Origin of the sequence: Curtobacterium sp. MCLR17_039, from assembly GCF_003234745.1 — a bacterium.
Taxonomy (GTDB): Bacteria; Actinomycetota; Actinomycetes; order Actinomycetales; family Microbacteriaceae; genus Curtobacterium; species Curtobacterium flaccumfaciens.
The window spans coordinates 1-17,419 of record NZ_QKTF01000013.1 but is presented as its reverse complement, the minus strand read 5'-3'; the positions used below and the strand labels follow the sequence as shown (position 1 = coordinate 17,419).

The 17,419-nt window shown below is 72.0% G+C and carries 15 protein-coding genes; 6 read left to right on the top strand and 9 right to left on the bottom strand.

The features are described from left to right. Nucleotides 1–35: 35 nt before the first annotated feature. From DEJ00_RS14195 to DEJ00_RS14175, 6 genes are all read left to right on the top strand, one after another. Nucleotides 36–614, top strand: coding sequence for a TasA family protein (locus DEJ00_RS14195; RefSeq protein WP_111057793.1), 579 nt, complete (start codon nucleotides 36–38; stop codon nucleotides 612–614). After that, complete coding sequence (locus tag DEJ00_RS14190; RefSeq protein WP_111057792.1) at nucleotides 611–1,507, top strand: hypothetical protein; 897 nt, start codon at nucleotides 611–613, stop codon at nucleotides 1,505–1,507. The genes DEJ00_RS14195 and DEJ00_RS14190 overlap by 4 nt, the downstream gene beginning before the upstream one ends. Further along, nucleotides 1,504–2,319 (top strand): signal peptidase I, encoded by an 816-nt coding sequence (locus DEJ00_RS14185; RefSeq protein ID WP_258373695.1) that lies wholly within the window; start codon nucleotides 1,504–1,506, stop codon nucleotides 2,317–2,319. Before DEJ00_RS14190 ends, DEJ00_RS14185 begins: the two co-directional genes overlap by 4 nt. Before the next feature lie 7 nt (nucleotides 2,320–2,326). Next, nucleotides 2,327–2,716, top strand: coding sequence for a glutaminase (locus DEJ00_RS18590; protein WP_181440194.1), 390 nt, complete (start codon nucleotides 2,327–2,329; stop codon nucleotides 2,714–2,716). A 136-nt stretch (nucleotides 2,717–2,852) separates the two neighbouring features. Further along, nucleotides 2,853–4,172, top strand: a complete 1,320-nt coding sequence (locus DEJ00_RS14180; RefSeq protein ID WP_111057790.1) for a GNAT family N-acetyltransferase — start codon at nucleotides 2,853–2,855, stop codon at nucleotides 4,170–4,172. Nucleotides 4,173–4,349: 177 nt separating this feature from the next. Beyond that, complete coding sequence (locus DEJ00_RS14175) at nucleotides 4,350–5,339, top strand: squalene cyclase (RefSeq protein WP_111057789.1); 990 nt, start codon at nucleotides 4,350–4,352, stop codon at nucleotides 5,337–5,339. A 167-nt stretch (nucleotides 5,340–5,506) separates the two neighbouring features. On the opposite strand, the gene DEJ00_RS14170 is transcribed toward DEJ00_RS14175, so the two are convergent. From DEJ00_RS14170 to DEJ00_RS14130, 9 genes are all read right to left on the bottom strand, one after another. Beyond that, nucleotides 5,507–6,511, bottom strand: a complete 1,005-nt coding sequence (locus DEJ00_RS14170; RefSeq protein ID WP_027466175.1) for an ABC transporter permease — start codon at nucleotides 6,509–6,511, stop codon at nucleotides 5,507–5,509. Beyond that, nucleotides 6,508–7,443, bottom strand: coding sequence for an ABC transporter permease (locus tag DEJ00_RS14165; RefSeq protein ID WP_027466174.1), 936 nt, complete (start codon nucleotides 7,441–7,443; stop codon nucleotides 6,508–6,510). The genes DEJ00_RS14170 and DEJ00_RS14165 overlap by 4 nt, the downstream gene beginning before the upstream one ends. After that, a complete protein-coding gene (locus DEJ00_RS14160; RefSeq protein WP_111057788.1) occupies nucleotides 7,440–9,200 on the bottom strand; it encodes an ABC transporter ATP-binding protein in 1,761 nt (586 codons plus the stop codon). Before DEJ00_RS14160 ends, DEJ00_RS14165 begins: the two co-directional genes overlap by 4 nt. Continuing rightward, entirely contained in the window at nucleotides 9,197–10,864 is a 1,668-nt protein-coding gene (locus DEJ00_RS14155) for an ABC transporter substrate-binding protein (protein WP_181440193.1), read from the bottom strand. Before DEJ00_RS14155 ends, DEJ00_RS14160 begins: the two co-directional genes overlap by 4 nt. A gap of 203 nt (nucleotides 10,865–11,067) precedes the next feature. Further along, nucleotides 11,068–11,991: a cation-transporting ATPase gene (locus DEJ00_RS14150; RefSeq protein WP_111057786.1), complete on the bottom strand. Its 924-nt coding sequence runs from the start codon at nucleotides 11,989–11,991 to the stop codon at nucleotides 11,068–11,070. A 94-nt stretch (nucleotides 11,992–12,085) separates the two neighbouring features. After that, a complete protein-coding gene (locus tag DEJ00_RS14145; protein ID WP_111057785.1) occupies nucleotides 12,086–13,360 on the bottom strand; it encodes a D-arabinono-1,4-lactone oxidase in 1,275 nt (424 codons plus the stop codon). Nucleotides 13,361–13,377: 17 nt separating this feature from the next. After that, entirely contained in the window at nucleotides 13,378–14,913 is a 1,536-nt protein-coding gene (gene araA / locus DEJ00_RS14140) for an L-arabinose isomerase (protein ID WP_111057784.1), read from the bottom strand. Next, complete coding sequence (locus DEJ00_RS14135; protein WP_111057783.1) at nucleotides 14,910–15,620, bottom strand: L-ribulose-5-phosphate 4-epimerase; 711 nt, start codon at nucleotides 15,618–15,620, stop codon at nucleotides 14,910–14,912. The genes araA and DEJ00_RS14135 overlap by 4 nt, the downstream gene beginning before the upstream one ends. After that, a complete protein-coding gene (locus tag DEJ00_RS14130; protein WP_111057782.1) occupies nucleotides 15,617–17,320 on the bottom strand; it encodes a xylulokinase in 1,704 nt (567 codons plus the stop codon). Before DEJ00_RS14130 ends, DEJ00_RS14135 begins: the two co-directional genes overlap by 4 nt. Nucleotides 17,321–17,419: the final 99 nt, after the last annotated feature.

Genomic DNA, 17,419 nt, shown 5'->3' with positions numbered 1-17,419 from the left:
GCACCCCACCGACCACGACGACCAGGAGCAGGCACATGACCGCCACACCGCGGACGACGGGACGCCACCGCGCGGCCCGACGGCACCGCTGGGTGTGGCCGGTCGCGCTCGCCCTGGTCGTCGCGGTCGGAACAGCACTCCTCGGCACCGGCGGCACGTACGCGCTCTGGAACGGGACCGCCAGCACGGCGGCCACCACGGTGCGCTCCGCCACGGCGACCGTCAGCGTCAGCAGCACCACGGCGATGAACACCGCGGTCCTCGGGCCGGGCACGAGCACCACCGGCACCTTCACGGTGCGGAACTCCGGATCGGTCCCGCTGTCGATGCGCGTCACGACGACGGCCTCGAAGTCGTCCGTCGCGGCGGCGACCGGTGAGCTGACGCTCCACCTCGTGATGGTGTCCTCGACCGCGAAGTGCGTGCCCGGGCTCACCGGCACGAGCGGACGGCTCGCCACCTTCGACACCGGTACCGGGTCGTTCACCCTGCCGGCCGGGGTCAGCGGCACCGCGTGCCTCGAGATGGCCCTCGACGCCGACGCCCCGCAGACCGTCGCCGGCGCCACCACCGACTTCACCCTCACCGTCACCGGAACGCAGGTCTCCGCATGAACCGCCGCCTCCGGCTCCTCGTCGCCGTGCTCCTCACCGCCGTGTTCGTCGGCGGTACCTCGAGCGCCGCGTGGGCACTGTGGAGCGCGTCGGGCACCACCGCGACGAGCACCACGGTCGGCACGGTCGCGGCGTCGATCAGCGGCACGAGCGCCCTCACCACGGCGTTCTCGTCGAGCGTCACCTCGACGACGAAGCCGATCACCCTGACCGACTCGGGCACCCTCGCCGGCACCGCCACCACCACGGTCTCCGTCGTGTCCGGCAGCTCGACCGCGCTCGCCAAGGCCGTCACCGTCGTCGCCTGGCCGGTCGCCTCGACCGCGGGCTGCACCGCGAGCACGGCCGTGGGCACCGGGTCCGTCACCGGCACCTGGGCCTCGCTGCCGAGCATGAGCGCGAAGCTCGCCGCCGGCACCTCCGCCGTCTGGTGCACCCGCAGCACCCTGCAGTCGTCGGCCCCGGCCGGCTCGACCGCCAAGGTGAACGTCAACCTCACCGTCACGAGCGGCACCTGGACCTCGGGCGTCGTGGCGGGCGGCTTCACCCTGACCACCCCGGCTGCGGTCGTCGACACCACCCCCTCGCTGGTCTGCACCGACCACGGCGGTTGGTACGTCGAGATCCGGTGGGATGCCGCGAACCGCCCGGTGGACACCTGGTACGGGGCTTTCGTCGGCTCGACGCCGGTCGGGCAGAAGGCGCAGGACTACTCCGCGTTCATCACGATCGCGCCGCCGGACGTCCCCGCGAGCGCCGGCACCGCGGGCACGCTCACCGTCACCGTCAAGGTGCTCGACAGCGCCGGCAACCCCACGTCGACCGTCGCGGGTACCGGCAAGGTCACGCTCTTCACGCAGGACAACGGGGCGGCGATCCGATGCGGCGCATGAGCACCCCCACCCCGCGCACCGGCTGGCGCGCCGTCGTCCACGCCGTCGTGCTCGGTCTCAGCACCGGGCTCCTGCTGCTCGTCGCCGCCCTGGCGGTCGTGCTGATCGTCGTGCCGAAGGCCACTGGCTCGATGCCGCTCACCGTCCTGACGCAGTCGATGGAGCCGACCCTGCCCCCGGGGACGCTGCTCGTGGTCCGTCCGACCCCGATCGACGACATCCGGGTCGGCGACGTCGTCACCTACCAGATCGTGTCCGGCCAGCCCGCGGTCGTCAGCCACCGCGTGGTCTCGGTGTCGTCGTCGTCGGACGGCGAGCGGACCTTCGTGCTCAAGGGCGACAACAACGCCGAGGCCGACCCGGCACCGGTCACCGCCGTGCAGATCCGCGGCGTGGTCTGGTACTCCGTGCCGGAGATCGGCATCGTCAACCAGGTCGTCAACGGGTCGCGGAGCTGGCTCATCCCCGCGGTCGCCGGCGTGCTCCTGACGTACGGTGCGGTCATGATGGCCGCGGGCTTCGTGAGCGCCGCACGTCGTCGCCGCGCCGGCACCAGCCGCGACGGCACCAGTCGCGTCGGCACCAGCCATGGACGACGCAGCGCGGCGCACCACGTCGAGCGGACCACCACCGAGAACAGGGCCGAGACGACGACCACCACCCGGTCTAGGCTCGGTGGACGTGACGGACGGAGTGCAGCGGGCGCGGGAGCTCCTCGACGCGGCGGCCCGACGGCTCCGCGCCGCGGACGTCCCGGACGAAGCACTCGGCGAGTACGTGCAGCCGAAGGCCGTCCTCGGGATCCATCGTGACCCGACGATGCGGCCCCTCGGCCGGGTGTGGCGGGTCGGAGCACTCCTGATCGGGTCGTCCCCCGAGACGGCCGGCCGTGTCTGGGCCACCGGGTCGATCACCCGCGTCACCGAACCCGGTCGGTCGCAGTACCAGTCGGTGTCGGCCGAGGTCCGCCGCGCCTACCGAGCCGCCGCCGCGAAGGGGCACTTCGGCGCCGGTGACACGGTGAACCACGGCGCCGTCCCGATCCCCGTCGACGACTCCCTGGTCGGCGCCGAGGGCGTGCTCGTCGTCATCGACGACGTGCCATCGGTCCGGTGGTCCCCGACCGCCGGCGCCGCAGTCCCCCTCGCCGACTACCTGGACGACCGCGTCGGGCTGCTCGTCGATCCCCCGCGGGGCGCGACCGACTGACGCGGCGCCGGGCACGGGCCCTGAACCGGCCGACCCCACACCGCAGCCCGTCCGCCGGACGCGATCCGGGCCTCCAGGCTGACCGGACCGACCACGCGCCTGTCGCGACGTCACCCGGTCCCGATAGTGTCGGAACGTGAGCAACGAGGCATTCGACGACCGCTACGAGCTGCGCGAGTTCGCGCCCGGGACGGACGACAAGGGGGCACCGAACGCCGAGACGGCAGCGTGGATGCAGGCCGTCGGGATGGGCTTCCACGAAGCCGACCCCGACGCCGAGGGCGCGGCCCGCATGGCGTCGCACTTCATCGCCGACGAAGAGACGTTCCTCGGGGTCTACGTGCGCGAGCCGTTCCCGGGGTCCGTCGACGAGACGTGGCCGGCCGGCACCTTCACCTGGTTCCGCAAGGCGCTGAGCTGGGGCGACGGCTCCTCCGTCGACACCCAGGCGATCTCCGCGGTCACCGTCCGCCCGACCGAGCGTCGCCGCGGCATCCTGCGCCGGATGATGACGCACGCGCTCGAGCGCGGGGTCGCCGAGGGCTACGCCGTCGCGTCGCTGACCGCGTCCGAGGGCACCATCTACCGCCGCTTCGGCTTCGGCTGCGCCATCCGCGAGCGTGCCGTGCACGTCCGCCGCGAGCGCGCGCTCCCCCTGCTCGCCCCGACCTCCGGCACGGTGTCGGTCGTCACGCCGCAGTGGCTCGCCGACGGCCCGGGCAAGGCGGTCTTCGACCGGTTCCACGTCCGCACCCCCGGCTCGATGGTCCGCAACACCGGCACCTGGCCGATCGTGTTAGGCCTGCTCGGCCACGACGGGCAGAAGGCGAAGGACGTCCGTGCGGCGGTGCACCGTCCCGACGGCTCCGACGAGATCGACGGGTACGTCACCTGGCGCGTCAAGGAGGACCGCGGTTCCGACACCGCACTCGAGATCGTCGACCTGGTGTACGCGGACGACCGGGCCTACACCGCCCTGTGGGAGTTCCTGCTCTCGGTCGACCTCAACGACGTCGTGAAGTACAACCGCTCCCGCCTCGACGACCCCATCGTCGCGGCACTCGGCGACAACCGTGCGTACGACGTCGACCACGAAGAGGACCACGTCTGGCTGCGCGTGCTCGACGTGCCCGCGGTGCTGACCTCGCGGCCGTTCGCCGTCGACGGGTCGCTGACACTCGGGGTCACCGACGCGCTCGGCTTCACCACCGGCACGTACCGCCTCGACGTCCAGGGGGCCCGTGGCACCGTCACGCGCATCGCCGACGACGTCGACGTGGCCGGGTCTGACGTCCAGCTCGACGTCGCAGAGCTCGGTGCGCTGCTGATCGGCTCGGTCTCCCCCGTCACGTTGGCCGCCGCGGGGCTCGTCCGCGCCGCGGACCCGGCGTCGGTGGAGCTGCTCCGCGCGATGCTGCTGCCGCCGCGGACACCGCACGGCATCACGTACTTCTGATGGACGTCGGCCGCGTGGTGGGGCGCGCGGTCTGTTGGTCGGTGCGAGGTCGGTCGGTACGAGGTCGGTCACACGGTGCGAGGTTGTTCCGCCGCACGGGGTGAACAACCTCGCACCGGGCGCCTCCCCTCGCGCGATCGCCGCCCCGGGCGCGCAGCAGCGAGTAGTCTCCCCGCCATGACGGACGACACGGTGGTCGACTGGCTCGTCGCCTCCGACCCGGCACTGCGCTGGCAGGTCGAGCGGGACCTCGTCGACGCCCCCGCCACGACGTGGCAGGCCACCCGTGCCCGGGTCGCGACCGAGGGGTTCGGCGCAGCGCTCCTCGCTCACCAGGACCCGGACGGACAGTGGGCTGGCGGCTCGTACTTCCCCGCCGACTTCGACCCCGACGGTCCGGAGGCCCAGGCCGCCGGACAGCCCTACACGGCGACGACCTGGTCGCTCAACACGCTGCGCGACTGGGGGCTCGACGCCGCTGCGCTCGGGGACACCGCCGTGCGCCTCGCCGAGAACAGTCGGTGGGACTACGACGACCTGCCGTACTGGGGCGGCGAAGTGGACTGCTGCATCAACGCCTTCACGCTCGCCAACGGCACTTGGCTCGGTGCGGACGTGGATGACATCGCCGAATGGGTGCTCGAGCACCAGCTCGCCGACGGTGGCTGGAACTGCGAGTGGGTCGAAGGGTCCACCGTGTCGTCGTTCCACTCGACCCTCAACGTGCTCGACGGGCTGCTGCAGCACGAGCAGCTGTCCGAGGGATCGCACCCGCGCGCCACGGAGCTCCGCGCCGCCCGACACCGCGGAGCCGAGTACCTGCTCGAACGGCGGCTGCTGCACCGGAAGTCCGACGGCGAGCTCGTCGGCTCCTGGGTGCACCGTTTCGCGTACCCGTCGCGCTGGATCTACACCGCGCTCCGGGCGACCGATCACCTGCGGGCGGCCGGGTTGCAGGACGGGACCCCGCCGGACCCACGTGCTGCCGAGGCGATCGAGCTCGTCCGGGCGGCTCGCAACGCCGACGGCACCTGGACCCAAGGTGAACGTGCACCAGGGCGGCAGTGGTTCGAGGTCGACGTCCCGGCGGGCGAACGCTCGAAGTGGCTCACCCTGATGGGGACGCGGGTCCTGCGGTGGTGGGACGGCGCGGCAACGGCCGGCTGACCTCGCACGGTGCGAGGGGCGAGCGCTCTGGTGCGAGGTTCCCGATTCCGTGGCAGGCGGACGCGCTCGCACGGAGTACGGAACCTCGCACCACAACAGCGGCGGGGGGGGGGGGGGGGACCTCGCACGGTGCGAAGCTCGGCACCTCGCACCGAGCGGCCGCGCCCCTACGCCCGGCGCCGCACCCGCGGGTCGACGAACGCGTAGACCACGTCGACGATCACGTTCGCCGTGACGATCAGCAGCGCCGAGAACAGCGTGAAGCCGACGACCACCTGTAGGTCGAGTGTGTGCACCGCGTCGATGAGCAGCGCGCCGAGGCCCTGCATCGAGAACACCTTCTCGGTGATGACGGCACCACCGAGCAGCGACCCGAGGTCGAGCCCGAACAGCGTCACCACGGGCAGGATCGCCGTCCGGAGCCCGTGCCGCACGACGACCTGGCGCTCCCGCAGCCCCTTGGCACGGGCGGTCCGGACGAAGTCCTGCGACATCGACTCGAGCATCTCACCACGGGTCAACCGGGCGTAGATCGCAGCGCTGATGAAGGCCAGCACGCACCACGGCAGGATCAGGTGGGTGAACCAGCCGACCGGGTCGTCGCCGAAGGCCACGTACCCGCTCGTCGGCAGGATCCCGAGCACGAACCCGAACAGCAGGATGCCGAGCAGCCCGACCAGGTACGCCGGGGACGAGACACCGGCGACCGCGACCGTCATCACGGCCCGGTCGACGAAGGTGCCGCGGCGCAGTGCGGAGACGGTGCCGCCGAACACCCCGGCGACGAGCCACAGCACGGCGGCGCCCACGGCGATCGAGGCCGTGACGGGCAGGCGCGCGAGGATCAGCTCGGTGACGCTCTCGTGCAGCTGGAACGAGTACCCGAAGCACGGCGCCGCGCACTCGATGACGCTGTTGCCGCTGCCGAAGGTCCGGCCGGTGAAGATGCCGGCCAGGTAGGCGCCGAACTGTGCGAGCCATGGCTTGTCGGTACCGAGGAACGCCTGGACTTCTCGCAGCCGGTCGGGCGTGCAGGGCTTGTCGCAGATCGCCCGGGCCGGATTGGTCGGCAGGAGCATGAAGAGCGCGTACGTGATGGCCGCGACGACGAGCAGCACGACGGCGGCCCCGAGCACGCGGATCGCGAGGAACCGCAGGGTGGCGGCGTTCACGCGGTGCCCCCTCGCGGGTCGAGGGCGTCGCGCAGGGCGTCACCGAGCACGTTGAAGGCGAGGGTGATGAGGAACAGTGCGGCTCCGGGGAACACGAGGTACATGGGATCGGTCTGCACCCAGCCGATGGCGTCGCCGATGCTGCGACCCCACGACGGAGTCGGTGGGTTGACGCCGACGGCCAGGAACGAGAGCGCGGCCTCGGCACCGATCATCGACGGGATCGAGATGGTGGCGTAGACGGTGATCGTCGCGGCGAGGTTCGGCAGCAGCTGCGTGCGGATGACGTGCCAGCGCCCGGCGCCCATCGCCGTGGAGGCGACGACGTAGTTGCGGCTGACGAGCGACAGCGTCTGCCCCCGCACGACACGGGCCACGGCCGGCCAGCCGAAGAACCCGATGACGAGCACGACGAGCACGGGCTTCGGGAACGTCGACGGCACGATCGCGGTGAGGGCGATCATGAACACGAGCGACGGGAACCCGAAGATCACGTCGACGACCCGCGAGAGCACCCGGTCGTACCAGCCGCCGAAGAACCCGGTCGTGACGCCGACGAGCACGCCGATGACGATCGACACCAGGGTCGCGGCGAGTCCGATGCCGAGTGAGGTCCGCGCACCGTACGTGACGATCGAGAACAGGTCACGCCCGGTCAGGGGCTCGACACCGAACCAGTGGTCACCACTGATGCCGCCGCCGGCGCCCCGGGGCGCACCGAACGAGTTGAGGGCGTCGATGTCGTACGAGTACGGGTCCTGCCCGGACAGCTTCGCGATGAGCGGGGCCGCCACGGCGACCACCAGGAACACCGCGATGACGACGGCCGAGGCCACCGCCCAGCGGTCCTGCCGGACACGTCGCACCACGGCCCGGAAGCCGGTCGTGCGGCCGGACGGTGCGACCGGTCGGTCGACGACGTTGGCCGTCACGAGGCCACTCCTTCCCACGCGCGCCACGCCTCGCGGCGAGCGGCCTGTCGCACGGGATCGGCGACGGGCGCTGCGGCGAGGAGCATGCGCGTGTAGTCCTGGTGCGGGTCGTCGAGCACGGCGTCGGTGCTCCCCCGCTCGACGACCCGGCCGTCACGCAGCACGATCACCTGGTCGGCGAGCTGGCGGACGACGGCGAGGTCGTGGCTGATGAGCAACATGCCGAAGCCGAACTCCCGCTGCAGCCCGGCGAGCAGGTCGAGCACGGCGGCCTGCACCGTCACGTCGAGTGCCGAGGTCGGTTCGTCGGCGATGACGAGTGCCGGGCGCAGTGCGAGCGCACGCGCGACGGCGACGCGCTGCCGCTGGCCGCCGGACAGCTGGTGCGGGAACCGCTCGGCCCACGTCGGGTCGAGCTGCACGGCGGTCAGGAGTTCACGGACCCGTTCGGCTCGCTCGGCGGCGGAGTCGGTGCCGTGCACGAGCAGTGGTTCCGCGATGCTCCAGCCGATGGTCTGTCGCGGGTTGAGCGACGACGCCGGGTCCTGGAACACGATACCGACCCGGCTGCGCAGCTCGCGCAGTCGTCGTCCGCGAGCGGTGCGCAGGTCGCTGCCGTCCACCTCGACCGAGCCGGCGACGACGGGCACCAGCCCCGCGAGCGCGCGCCCGATCGTGGACTTGCCGGAACCGGATTCGCCCACCAGGCCGACGGTCTCGCCGGCGTGCAGGTCGAGGTCGATGCCGGACACGGTCGGTCCGCCTCGGCGCGAGTACCGCACGGCGACGTCGCGCAGGCGCGCCACGGGCGGCCGGGAGGCGCGACTCGCGTCCGCCTCGCCGCTCACCGCAGCGGTCTTCGCGCTGGGCGACACCTCACGCGCGCCCGGAGCCGTGAGCTGTCGCTGGGCGCGTGAGCCGGGCTCGCCGACCCGGGCGTCCGGGTCCGCAGCCGTCGTTGCGGAGCCGCCACGGGCCTCCAGGCTGGGGACGGCCTCGAGGAGCTCGCGCGTGTAGTCGGCGGTCGGGTGGGCGAAGACCTCGGCGACGGTGCCGTGCTCGACCGGGTCGCCGCGGCGCAGCACCAGCAGGTCGTCCGCGACGTCCGCGACCACGCCCATGTCGTGGGTGATGAGCAGCACGGCGAGGGAACGCTCGCGGCCGAGCCGGCGCAGCAGGTCGAGGATGCCGGCCTGCACGGTGACGTCGAGCGCGGTCGTGGGCTCGTCGGCGAAGAGTGCGACCGGGTCACCGGCCAGGGCCATCGCGATCATCGCGCGCTGGAGCTGGCCGCCGGACAGTTCGTGCGGGTAGGCCTTCCGGATGCGCTCCGGGTCGGTGAGCCCGGCATCACGGAGCAGTTCGTCGACGCGTGTCCGGACCCCAGCGCGGTCGAGCCCGGTCGGGTGGGCTCGGACGGCCTCGGCGATCTGCGTGCCGATCGAGAGGACCGGCGTGAACGAGTTCATCGGCTCCTGGAACACCACGCCGATGCCCGCACCCCGGACGGCGCGGACCGTCTCGACGGGGGCACCGATGAGTTCCTCGCCACGGAACCGGGCGCTGCCCGACACCGAGGCCTGCGGCGGCAGGAGCCCGAGCACGCTCATGGCGCTGACGGACTTGCCCGAGCCGGACTCCCCCACCAGGGCGAGGACCCGGCCGGGCGTCAGGTCGAAGGAGACGTCACGGACGACGGGCTCCGCGTCGCCGAACGCGACGCGGAGCCCCTCGACCTGCAGGATCGGTTCGGTCACTGCTTGAGCGAGACCTTGAGGTAGTTCGGGTACGCCGGGAAGTCCGCGATCTGGAAGTTCTGCACGTTCGAACCGGCGAGGAAGGACTGCTTCGCGTAGATCAGCGGCACGACCGGAGCGTCGGCCATGATCTTCTTGTCCGCCTGGGCCCAGAGCTTCTGCGCGTCGTCCTGGTCGACCGTGGAGCTCGCCTTCGCGATGAGGGCGTCCACCTCGGGGTTGCTGTACTTCGAGACGTTGTAGCCACCGCCACCGATCTGCGACGAGTCGTAGAGGGGCTGCAGGTTGGCGTTCGCGCTCGGGAAGTCCGGCTGCCAGCTCGACAGCGACAGGTCGAAGTCGGTGCCGTTGGTGGTCGCCTGCGTGAAGGAGTCGTAGTCGAGCGGCTTGAGCGTCACGGCGATGCCGGCACGCTTCAGGCCGGACTGCAGCGCCTGGGCCTGGGCGAGGTAGGTCGGGTCGTTCTGCGTCACGAGGGTCAGCTTCAGGTTGCTGACGCCGGCCTCCTTGAGCAGCTGCTTCGCCTTGTCGACGTCACCGGTGGCCTTCGTCTCGTACAGGTCGTAGTCCTGGCGCCCGGCGATGCCCGGGGTGATGAGCGTCGAGGCGTACGAACCGGCGATCGCGCCGCCGGCGGCGATCCGGAAGGACTTGCGGTCGACCGCGTACTGCAGCGCCTGGCGGACCTTGAGGTCCTTGAGCTCGCCGCGCTGGGTGTTGATCGCCATGTAGCTGATCGGGCCGGCCTTCGACGTGGCCAGGCGGTCCTGGGCGGCCGGGTTGCTGCGCACCTGGTTGAGCTCGGCGGCACCCAGGTAGATGGCGCCGAACGAGTTCTTGGCGTCGCCGTTGTCCGCGATCAGCGTCTGCGTCGCCGTGGACTGGTCCTGGCTCTCCTTGAAGACGATCTTCGACGGGCCGGCGGTGCGGACCTCGTCGGTCTTCGCGCTCCAGTTCTTGTTGCGGACGAGCGTGACCTGCGAGCCCTGCGTGTTCGACTTCACCTGGTACGGGCCGGACGCGACCGGCTTCAGGTCGTAGGCGCCGGTGTCCTTGCCGTCACCCTCGGGCACCGGCGTGAAGGCCGGCATCGACGCGAGCCACGGCCAGTCGCCGTACGCGTCGTTCAGCTTGAAGACGATGGTCTTGTCGTTCGGGGTCTCGATGCTGTCGAGCGACTTGCCGTCGAAGGGGCCCTTGTAGTCGGCACCGCCCACCAGGAGCGACTTGTGGTAGCTCAGGCCACCGCTCAGCGTCGGCGCGAACGAGCGCTCGATGCCCCACTTGATGTCCTTCGTGGTGATCGGCGTGCCGTCCTGGAACTCGACGCCGTCCTTCAGCGTGTAGGTCCAGGTCTTGCCGTCGTCGCTCGAGACCCCGGTGTTGGTCGCCAGGTCGGGGACGACCTTCGCCGTCTTGCCCGGCTCGACGTCCCACGTGGTGAGCCGTCGGGCGACGAGGCCCATCGACGTGATGCCGAGGCTCTGGCTGGTCGCGGGGTCGAGGTGGAACGAGGTCTGCGGCGTCAGGATGTTGAGCGTGCCGCCCTTCGCCGTGCCCTCGGCGCCGTCGTCGGACGAACCCCCACCCGAGCAGCCGGTCAGGACCAGGGCTGCTGCTGCGGCGACGGCCGCGGTGATCGTCAGGCGGTTGGGGCGTCTCATGACGGTGCTGCTCCTCGGGGAAGGGGGTCGCGATCGCGGTGGCGGTCGCTGCGCGGCGGAACGGTTCACCCGCCGGGCGGCGTCCATCCTGACACCGCGACGGTGGCCCGTCCGAATCTCGCGTGCGTCGGACGACGCACGACGAAACATTGCAAGCGCCGGACGCCGTCCCGCTATTCCCGATGCGTTCGCACAGCGGTGCGTCAGCGGTCGAAGAGCCCACCGAGGAAGTCGTTGCCGAGGTTCGACGCCTGCTCGCCGAGGCCCGATGCCTGCTCCCCGAGGCCCGATGCCTGCTCGCCGAACCCGCCGAGGAGCTGCTCGCCCTGACCGACGAGCCCCTCGACGCCACCGCCGAGGTCACCGAGCCCGAGGTCGCCCATGCCCGAGGCGATGCCCTCGAAGTCCACGCCGAGGTCGGCGGCCCCTGCCAGGACCGGCCCTGCGGCGGCACTCAGCACGGCTCCCCCGGCCACCGCCGCGGCGAGGCCACCGAACGCCATCGCGCCGGCGCCGACCGCTGCACCGCCGGCGAAGGCCCCGGCGCGGCCACGGCCGTTGCCGTTGCCGTTGCCGTTGCCGTTACGGCCGGAACCACCGAGGACCCGTCGGACCAGACCCGGACGGGACATCTCGCCGCGGGTCATCGCACGGGCCATGCCGCCCGCCGAGTCGTCGCGCAGGTGCTCGTGGGGCGGGAGCTCGGAGTTCAGGCGGTCGCGGACCTGCTGGCGCTGCGCGGGGGTGAGCCGCGCGAAGGCGTCGTGGTGGACCTGTTCGAGCTGCTCCGGCGACGAGGTGCGGAGCAGGTAGTCGTACTTCGCCAGGGCGACCTTGTCGGCGTCGGCCCCGTGCTGCGGCATGCCGGCGTGCTGCTGCGGCTGGCCGTACTGCGCCGGCTGCGGCTGGCCGTACTGCTGCGGCTGCTGGCCGTACTGCTGCGGCGGCTGCTGCTGGTTCCGGTCGTCGCCGGTCAGCTTGTCCGCGGCGCTGCGCACGATGCCGCGCCAGTCGGTCCCGCCCTGCTGCGATCCGGCGCCGGGCGCGGTTCCCCCCTGCCCACGCTTCTGGAGCTGCTTGTCGATGGCCTTGGAGGCCATGCCGAGGATGCGGTTGAGGTTCGCCATGACCCGACCTTTCCGTCCTCACATGTGAAGGCCCGGCGCTGCTCCGGTGCGACACCCGCGCAACGCATCCCGATCCCCTGGGAACCGGCGCGGCTCAGGACAGGATGCGCGCGAGGAACGCGTTCCGGAACCGCCCCGTGGGGTCGAGGTCCCGGGCGAGTGCGGCGAAGTCGGACAGCCGCGGGTACGCCTCGTGCAGCCGCTCGGCACTGGCCGCGGAGACCTTGCCCCAGTGCGGCCGAGGGTCGAACGGTGCCAGGACGTCCTCGATCCGGGCCACCGCCGCGGCCACGGCGGCGGCGTCACGACGGAACGTGAAGTGCAGGCCCACCGACTGCCGACCGGACGACGGCGCGAGCCAGGCCGTGTCGGGCGCGACGGTGCGGACCTCGGCGGCGATGAGGATCGGGGCGAACAGCGACGCCAGCGGCCGGAGCGCCTCGAGCGCCTCCACCGCCGAGGCCGCGGGGATCAGGTACTCCGCCTGGATCTCGGCCCCGGTCGACGGGGTGAACGAGGACCGGAAGTGCGGCAGCCGCTCGGACCAGGGCCCCGGCACACCGCCCTGCTCGGTGACCCCGGCGGGGTCGTTCTCGCCCGGGTGCACCGGACCCGAAGCCGCTCGGGCGCCCAGGGCGACGAGGTCGACGGTCGGTGCGGCCTCGTCGACGCGGTGCTTGACCCAGACCTGCCGGGCACCGCGGTCGTCGAACGACGTGAACATCGACACCGAGTACGCGTCGGACATCACCTGGTCGAACTGCGCGGCGACGGCGTCCCACGGCAGGTCGAGGTGCACCGTCGTGGCGACCTGGAACGTCGGCTCGATCGCGAGCTCCACCGCGGTGACGACGCCGAGCGCGCCGATCCCCACCCGGTGGGCGTCGAGCAGCACGTCGGGCGACGAGGCGTCGACGTGCACGAGTTGACCGGAGGCGCGGACGACGTCGAGGCCGACCACCGCCTGCGCGAGCGACGGGTTCCGCACACCGGAGCCGTGCGTGCCCGTGGCGACGGCCCCGGCCGTGGAGATGTGCGGCAGGGACGCGAGGTTCCCGAGTGCCCAGCCACGGGCCTCCAGACCGGCCGCGACCTGGCTGTGCGTCATGCCGGCCGCGACCCGCACGACGCGACGCGACGTGTCGATGTCGAGCACGGGCGGCAGGTCCGACAACGCGACCTGGACGGCATCGGTGTCGGCGATGGTGTTGAACGAGTGTCGCGAGCCGAGCGCCGTCAGGCGCGGCGTCGAGGCGACGAGCTGCTGGAGCTCGGCCACCGACGTCGGCCGGGCCAGCGCCGAGGCGCGGTAGGTGACGTTGCCCGCCCAGTTGGTGCGGGTGCGCTCGGCCGCGATCACGTCGTCCATCGTGGGTCCTGACTCCTCTAGAAGCCGCGGTCGAGACGGTGCCACGTCTGCTGGAGACGCAGCTCGTCGCGGAACCCGCGTGCGGTGGTGTGCTCGTCGATGACCAGGAACTCGGTGCCGACCATGGTCGCGAAGTCCTCGACGACGTCCAGGCCGACCGCCGTCGTCATCACGGTGTGGTGGGCGGCGCCAGCGGTGAGCCAGGCCTCGGCGGCGACGGGGAACGACGGCCGGGGCTCCCAGACCGCGCGGCCCACGGGCAGCTTCGGCAGGGCCTCGGTCGGGGGCACGACGTCGACGACGTTGGCGGTGAGGCGGAAGCCGTCGCGGGTGTCGGACAGCGCGACGACGACGGCCTCGCCGGAGTCGGCGGTGAAGACCAGGCGGACCGGGTCGTCCTTGCCGCCGATGCCGAGGGGGTGGATCTCGAGCGTCGGCTTCGTGGTGGTGAGCGTCGGCGAGACCTCGAGCATGTGCGCCCCGAGGATCTTCTCGGCGCCCGGGGTGAGGTCGTAGGTGTAGTCCTCCATCAGGGAGGCACCACCGGGCAGGCCGGCACCGGCGACGTTCATCGCGCGGACCAGGACCGCCGTCTTCCAGTCGCCCTCGGCACCGAAGCCGTAGCCGTCGGCCATCAGGCGCTGCACGGCCAGGCCCGGCAGCTGCTTGAGCGAGCCGAGGTCCTCGAAGTTCGTGGTGAACGCGGCGCTGCCGTTCTGCGCGAGCAGGGTGCGGAGGCCGATCTCGATGGCGGCACCGTCGCGGAGCGCGGCGTGCCGTTCACCGCCGGCGCTGCGGAGTGACGGGTCCACGTCGTAGTCGCGCTCGTACGTCGCCACGAGCGCGTCGACCGCTGCCGTGTCCGCTGCTGCGGCCTCCACCGCTGCCGCGAGCTCGTTGACGGCCCACGTGTTGACCTGCACGCCGAGCTCGATCTCGGCCTCGGTCTTGTCGCCCTCGGTCACGGCGACGTAGCGCATGTTGTCGCCGAAGCGGGTCAGCTTCAGCTCGCGGACGGCCGCGGCGCCGGCGGCGGCACGGGTCCAGTTCGCGACCCGCTGCTGGACGCGGGGGTCCGAGACATGGCCGACGGCCGTGGCGTGCCGGACGCCGAGGCGGGCCAGGGCGTAGCCGAACTCACGGTCGCCGTGCGCGGCCTGGTTGAGGTTCATGAAGTCGAAGTCGATGTCCGCCCAGGGCAGCGTGACGTTCGCCTGCGTGTGCAGGTGCAGCAGCGGCTTGGTCAGCGCCTGCAGGCCGCCGATCCACATCTTGGCCGGGCTGAACGTGTGCATCCACGTGGTGATGCCGATGACCTTGTCGTCGGCGCTCGCCTCGATGAGCGCCCGGCGGATGCCGTCGGCGTCCTTGAGCACGGGCTTCCAGACCAGCTTCACCGGCAGGTGCCCGGCGAGTTCCGCGTGGACGGCCCTGCTCTGCTCCTCGACCTGGCGCAGGGTCTCCTCGCCGTAGAGCCCCTGGGAGCCGGTGAGGAACCAGACCTCGTAGCTGTCGAGCGTGGCCTGGGGGTCGACGGTGGTGTCCTGCGTCATCGCATGGCTCCTTCGGGGTTCTGTCCGTAGACGTTCTGGTAGCGATCGAAGAGTCGATCGATGTCTGCTTCGGGGATCGGCACCGCATCGCCGAGCTGCCGCGAGATGTGGACGGTCCGTGCCACGTCCTCGCACATCACGGCCGCCTTGACGGCGTCCTTCGCGTCCTTGCCGATCGTGAAGACGCCGTGGTTCTGCATCAGGACCGCGCGGCTGCGGTGGCCGCTCAGGGTGTCGACGATCCCGTGACCGATCGAGTCGTCGCCGATGATCGCGAACGGGCCGACCGGGATGGGTCCGCCGAACTCGTCCGCCATCGCCGTGATCACGCACGGGATCGCCTCGGCGCGGGCGGCCCAGGCGGTGGCGTACGTCGAGTGGGTGTGCACGACACCGCCGACCCCGGGCATGTTCCGGTACACGTAGGCGTGCGCGGCGGTGTCGCTGGACGGGCCGTGCTCGTTGCCCCAGCCCTCGGCCGGCACGCCGTCGAGGGTGCAGACGACCTGGTTCCCGGGCGTCAGGTCGTCGCTCGACACCCCGCTCGGCTTGATGACGAACAGGTCCGTGCCGGGCACGCGCTCGGAGACGTTGCCGCCGGTCCAGATCACGAGGCCGTAGCGGACGAGTTCGCCGTGCAGGCGCGCGACGCGCTCCCGCGTCGTCGCCACCGCCTGGCGTGTGGTCTCGTCGATCGCGTCCGTCATCGGGTCACTTCCTCTGTCTGGAGGCGCGGGTCGGCGCCGTCGGTCTGCTCGGTCGGTCCTGTGGTCGCGCTGGGGCCGGTCGCCGCCGCGGCGACGTCCTGCACGGGCAGTGCGGCCCGGTAGCGCTCCAGGTACGTCTGGAACCCGGCGACGTCCGCCGGCTCGGGTTCGGCCACGTGCACGGCGTCCCCGCCGAACACGGTGTCGGACAGGTAGTCGGCGAGCTGCTGGTCGGTGTGCTCGAGGTAGGCGGCCAGGACGGCGATCCCCCACGCACCGCCTTCGCCCGCGGTCTCCTCGAGCGCGATCGGCACGCGCAACGCCGCCGCGAGGAGCCGCTGCGGGCTGCCGGGCGTGCGGAAGAGCCCGCCGTGCGCGGTCATCCGGTCGACCTGCACCTGTTCGCCGTGCAGGACGTTCATGCCGATGGCCAGGGTCGCGAACGCGCCGTGCACCTCGGAGCGCACCAGGTTGCCGAGCGTGAAGCGCGCGCCGGGGGTGCGGAGCAGCAGGGGCCGGCCGTCCTCGACGTGGGTGACGGGTTCGCCGGCCAGGTAGTTGAAGGAGAGCAGGCCGCCGGCGTCGGGGTCGGTGTCGTCCGCGACGGCTTCGGCGAGCAGGGTGGCGTAGACGTCGTCGATGCCGATCGGCGTCGCGCCGGTCCGCTCGCTCGAGGCCTCGGCGAAGCGTCCGAACACCCGGGCCCAGCTCGCGATCTCGCTCGCGCCGTTGTTGCAGTGCACCATCGCCACGGCGTCGCCGGCCGGGGTGGTGACGACGTCGAGTTCCTCGTGCGCGGTGGTCAACGGCTGCTCGAGCACGACCATCGCGAAGATGCTCGTGCCGACGCTGACGTTGCCGGTGCGCGGGGCGACGGCGTTCGTCGCGACCATGCCGGTTCCGGCGTCGCCCTCGGGCGGGCAGAGCGGTGCGCCGGCTTCGAGTGTGCCGGTCGGGTCGAGCCAGGTCGCGCCCTCGGGGGTCAGCTCACCGGCTTCCGCGCCGGCGACGAGGACCTCGGGCAGCAGGGACCGCAGGTCCGGCACGCCGATCAGGTCCTGCGCGGTGGCGAGCATGGCGTGGTCGAAGTCCTTCGCGCCCGGGTCGCCGGGGCCGCTGTCGACGGGGCCACCCTCGATCGGGAACATGCCGCTGGCGTCGCCGACGCCCAGGACGTTCCGCCCGGTCAGGCGTCGGTGCACGTAGCCAGCCAGGGTCGTGACACCGGCGATCTCGGCCACGTGCGGCTCGTCGTCGAGGACCGCCTGGTACAGGTGGGCGATCGACCACCGCAGCGGGATGTTAAACCCGAGGGCCTCGCTGAGCCGTTCGGCCGCGGGGCCGGTCGAGGTGTTGCGCCAGGTGCGGAACGGCACGAGCAGCTCGCCCGCGGCGTCGAACGCCAGGTAGCCGTGCATCATCGCGCTCACGCCCACGGCGCGGTACGTGGTGGGGGTGACGCCGTACTGCGTCTCGACGTCGGCCACCAGGGCGGCGTACGCGGCCTGGAGTCCGGTCTCGACGGCCTCGAGCGAGTAGGTCCAGCGGCCGTCGACGTACTCGTTCTCCCACTCGTGGGAACCGGCGGCGATGGGCACGAGGTCCTCGTCCACCAGGCAGGCCTTGATGCGGGTGGAGCCGAGCTCGATCCCCAGTGTGGTGCGGCCGTCCACGATCCGCTGTCGGCGGTCGTCACCCATGCGTTCCTCCAGAACCTCGTCGTCCCCAGTGAGCGCTCACATCCTGGCACGTGAGCGCTCACTCACGCAACGCCGCGGCGCGCCGCCCGCCCTGTCTCT

Bases quoted from the DNA above. Each gene is read 5' to 3' on its own strand.
- DEJ00_RS14135 (WP_111057783.1), bottom strand. From the start codon at position 15,620: ATGACGGACGCGATCGACGAGACCACACGCCAGGCGGTGGCGACGACG.
- DEJ00_RS14195 (WP_111057793.1), top strand. From the start codon at position 36: ATGACCGCCACACCGCGGACGACGGGACGCCACCGCGCGGCCCGACGG.
- araA (WP_111057784.1), bottom strand. From the start codon at position 14,913: ATGACGCAGGACACCACCGTCGACCCCCAGGCCACGCTCGACAGCTAC.
- DEJ00_RS14155 (WP_181440193.1), bottom strand. From the start codon at position 10,864: ATGAGACGCCCCAACCGCCTGACGATCACCGCGGCCGTCGCCGCAGCA.
- DEJ00_RS14190 (WP_111057792.1), top strand. From the start codon at position 611: ATGAACCGCCGCCTCCGGCTCCTCGTCGCCGTGCTCCTCACCGCCGTG.
- DEJ00_RS14185 (WP_258373695.1), top strand. From the start codon at position 1,504: ATGAGCACCCCCACCCCGCGCACCGGCTGGCGCGCCGTCGTCCACGCC.
- DEJ00_RS14130 (WP_111057782.1), bottom strand. From the start codon at position 17,320: ATGGGTGACGACCGCCGACAGCGGATCGTGGACGGCCGCACCACACTG.
- DEJ00_RS18590 (WP_181440194.1), top strand. From the start codon at position 2,327: ATGCGGCCCCTCGGCCGGGTGTGGCGGGTCGGAGCACTCCTGATCGGG.
- DEJ00_RS14145 (WP_111057785.1), bottom strand. From the start codon at position 13,360: ATGGACGACGTGATCGCGGCCGAGCGCACCCGCACCAACTGGGCGGGC.
- DEJ00_RS14150 (WP_111057786.1), bottom strand. From the start codon at position 11,991: ATGGCGAACCTCAACCGCATCCTCGGCATGGCCTCCAAGGCCATCGAC.
- DEJ00_RS14175 (WP_111057789.1), top strand. From the start codon at position 4,350: ATGACGGACGACACGGTGGTCGACTGGCTCGTCGCCTCCGACCCGGCA.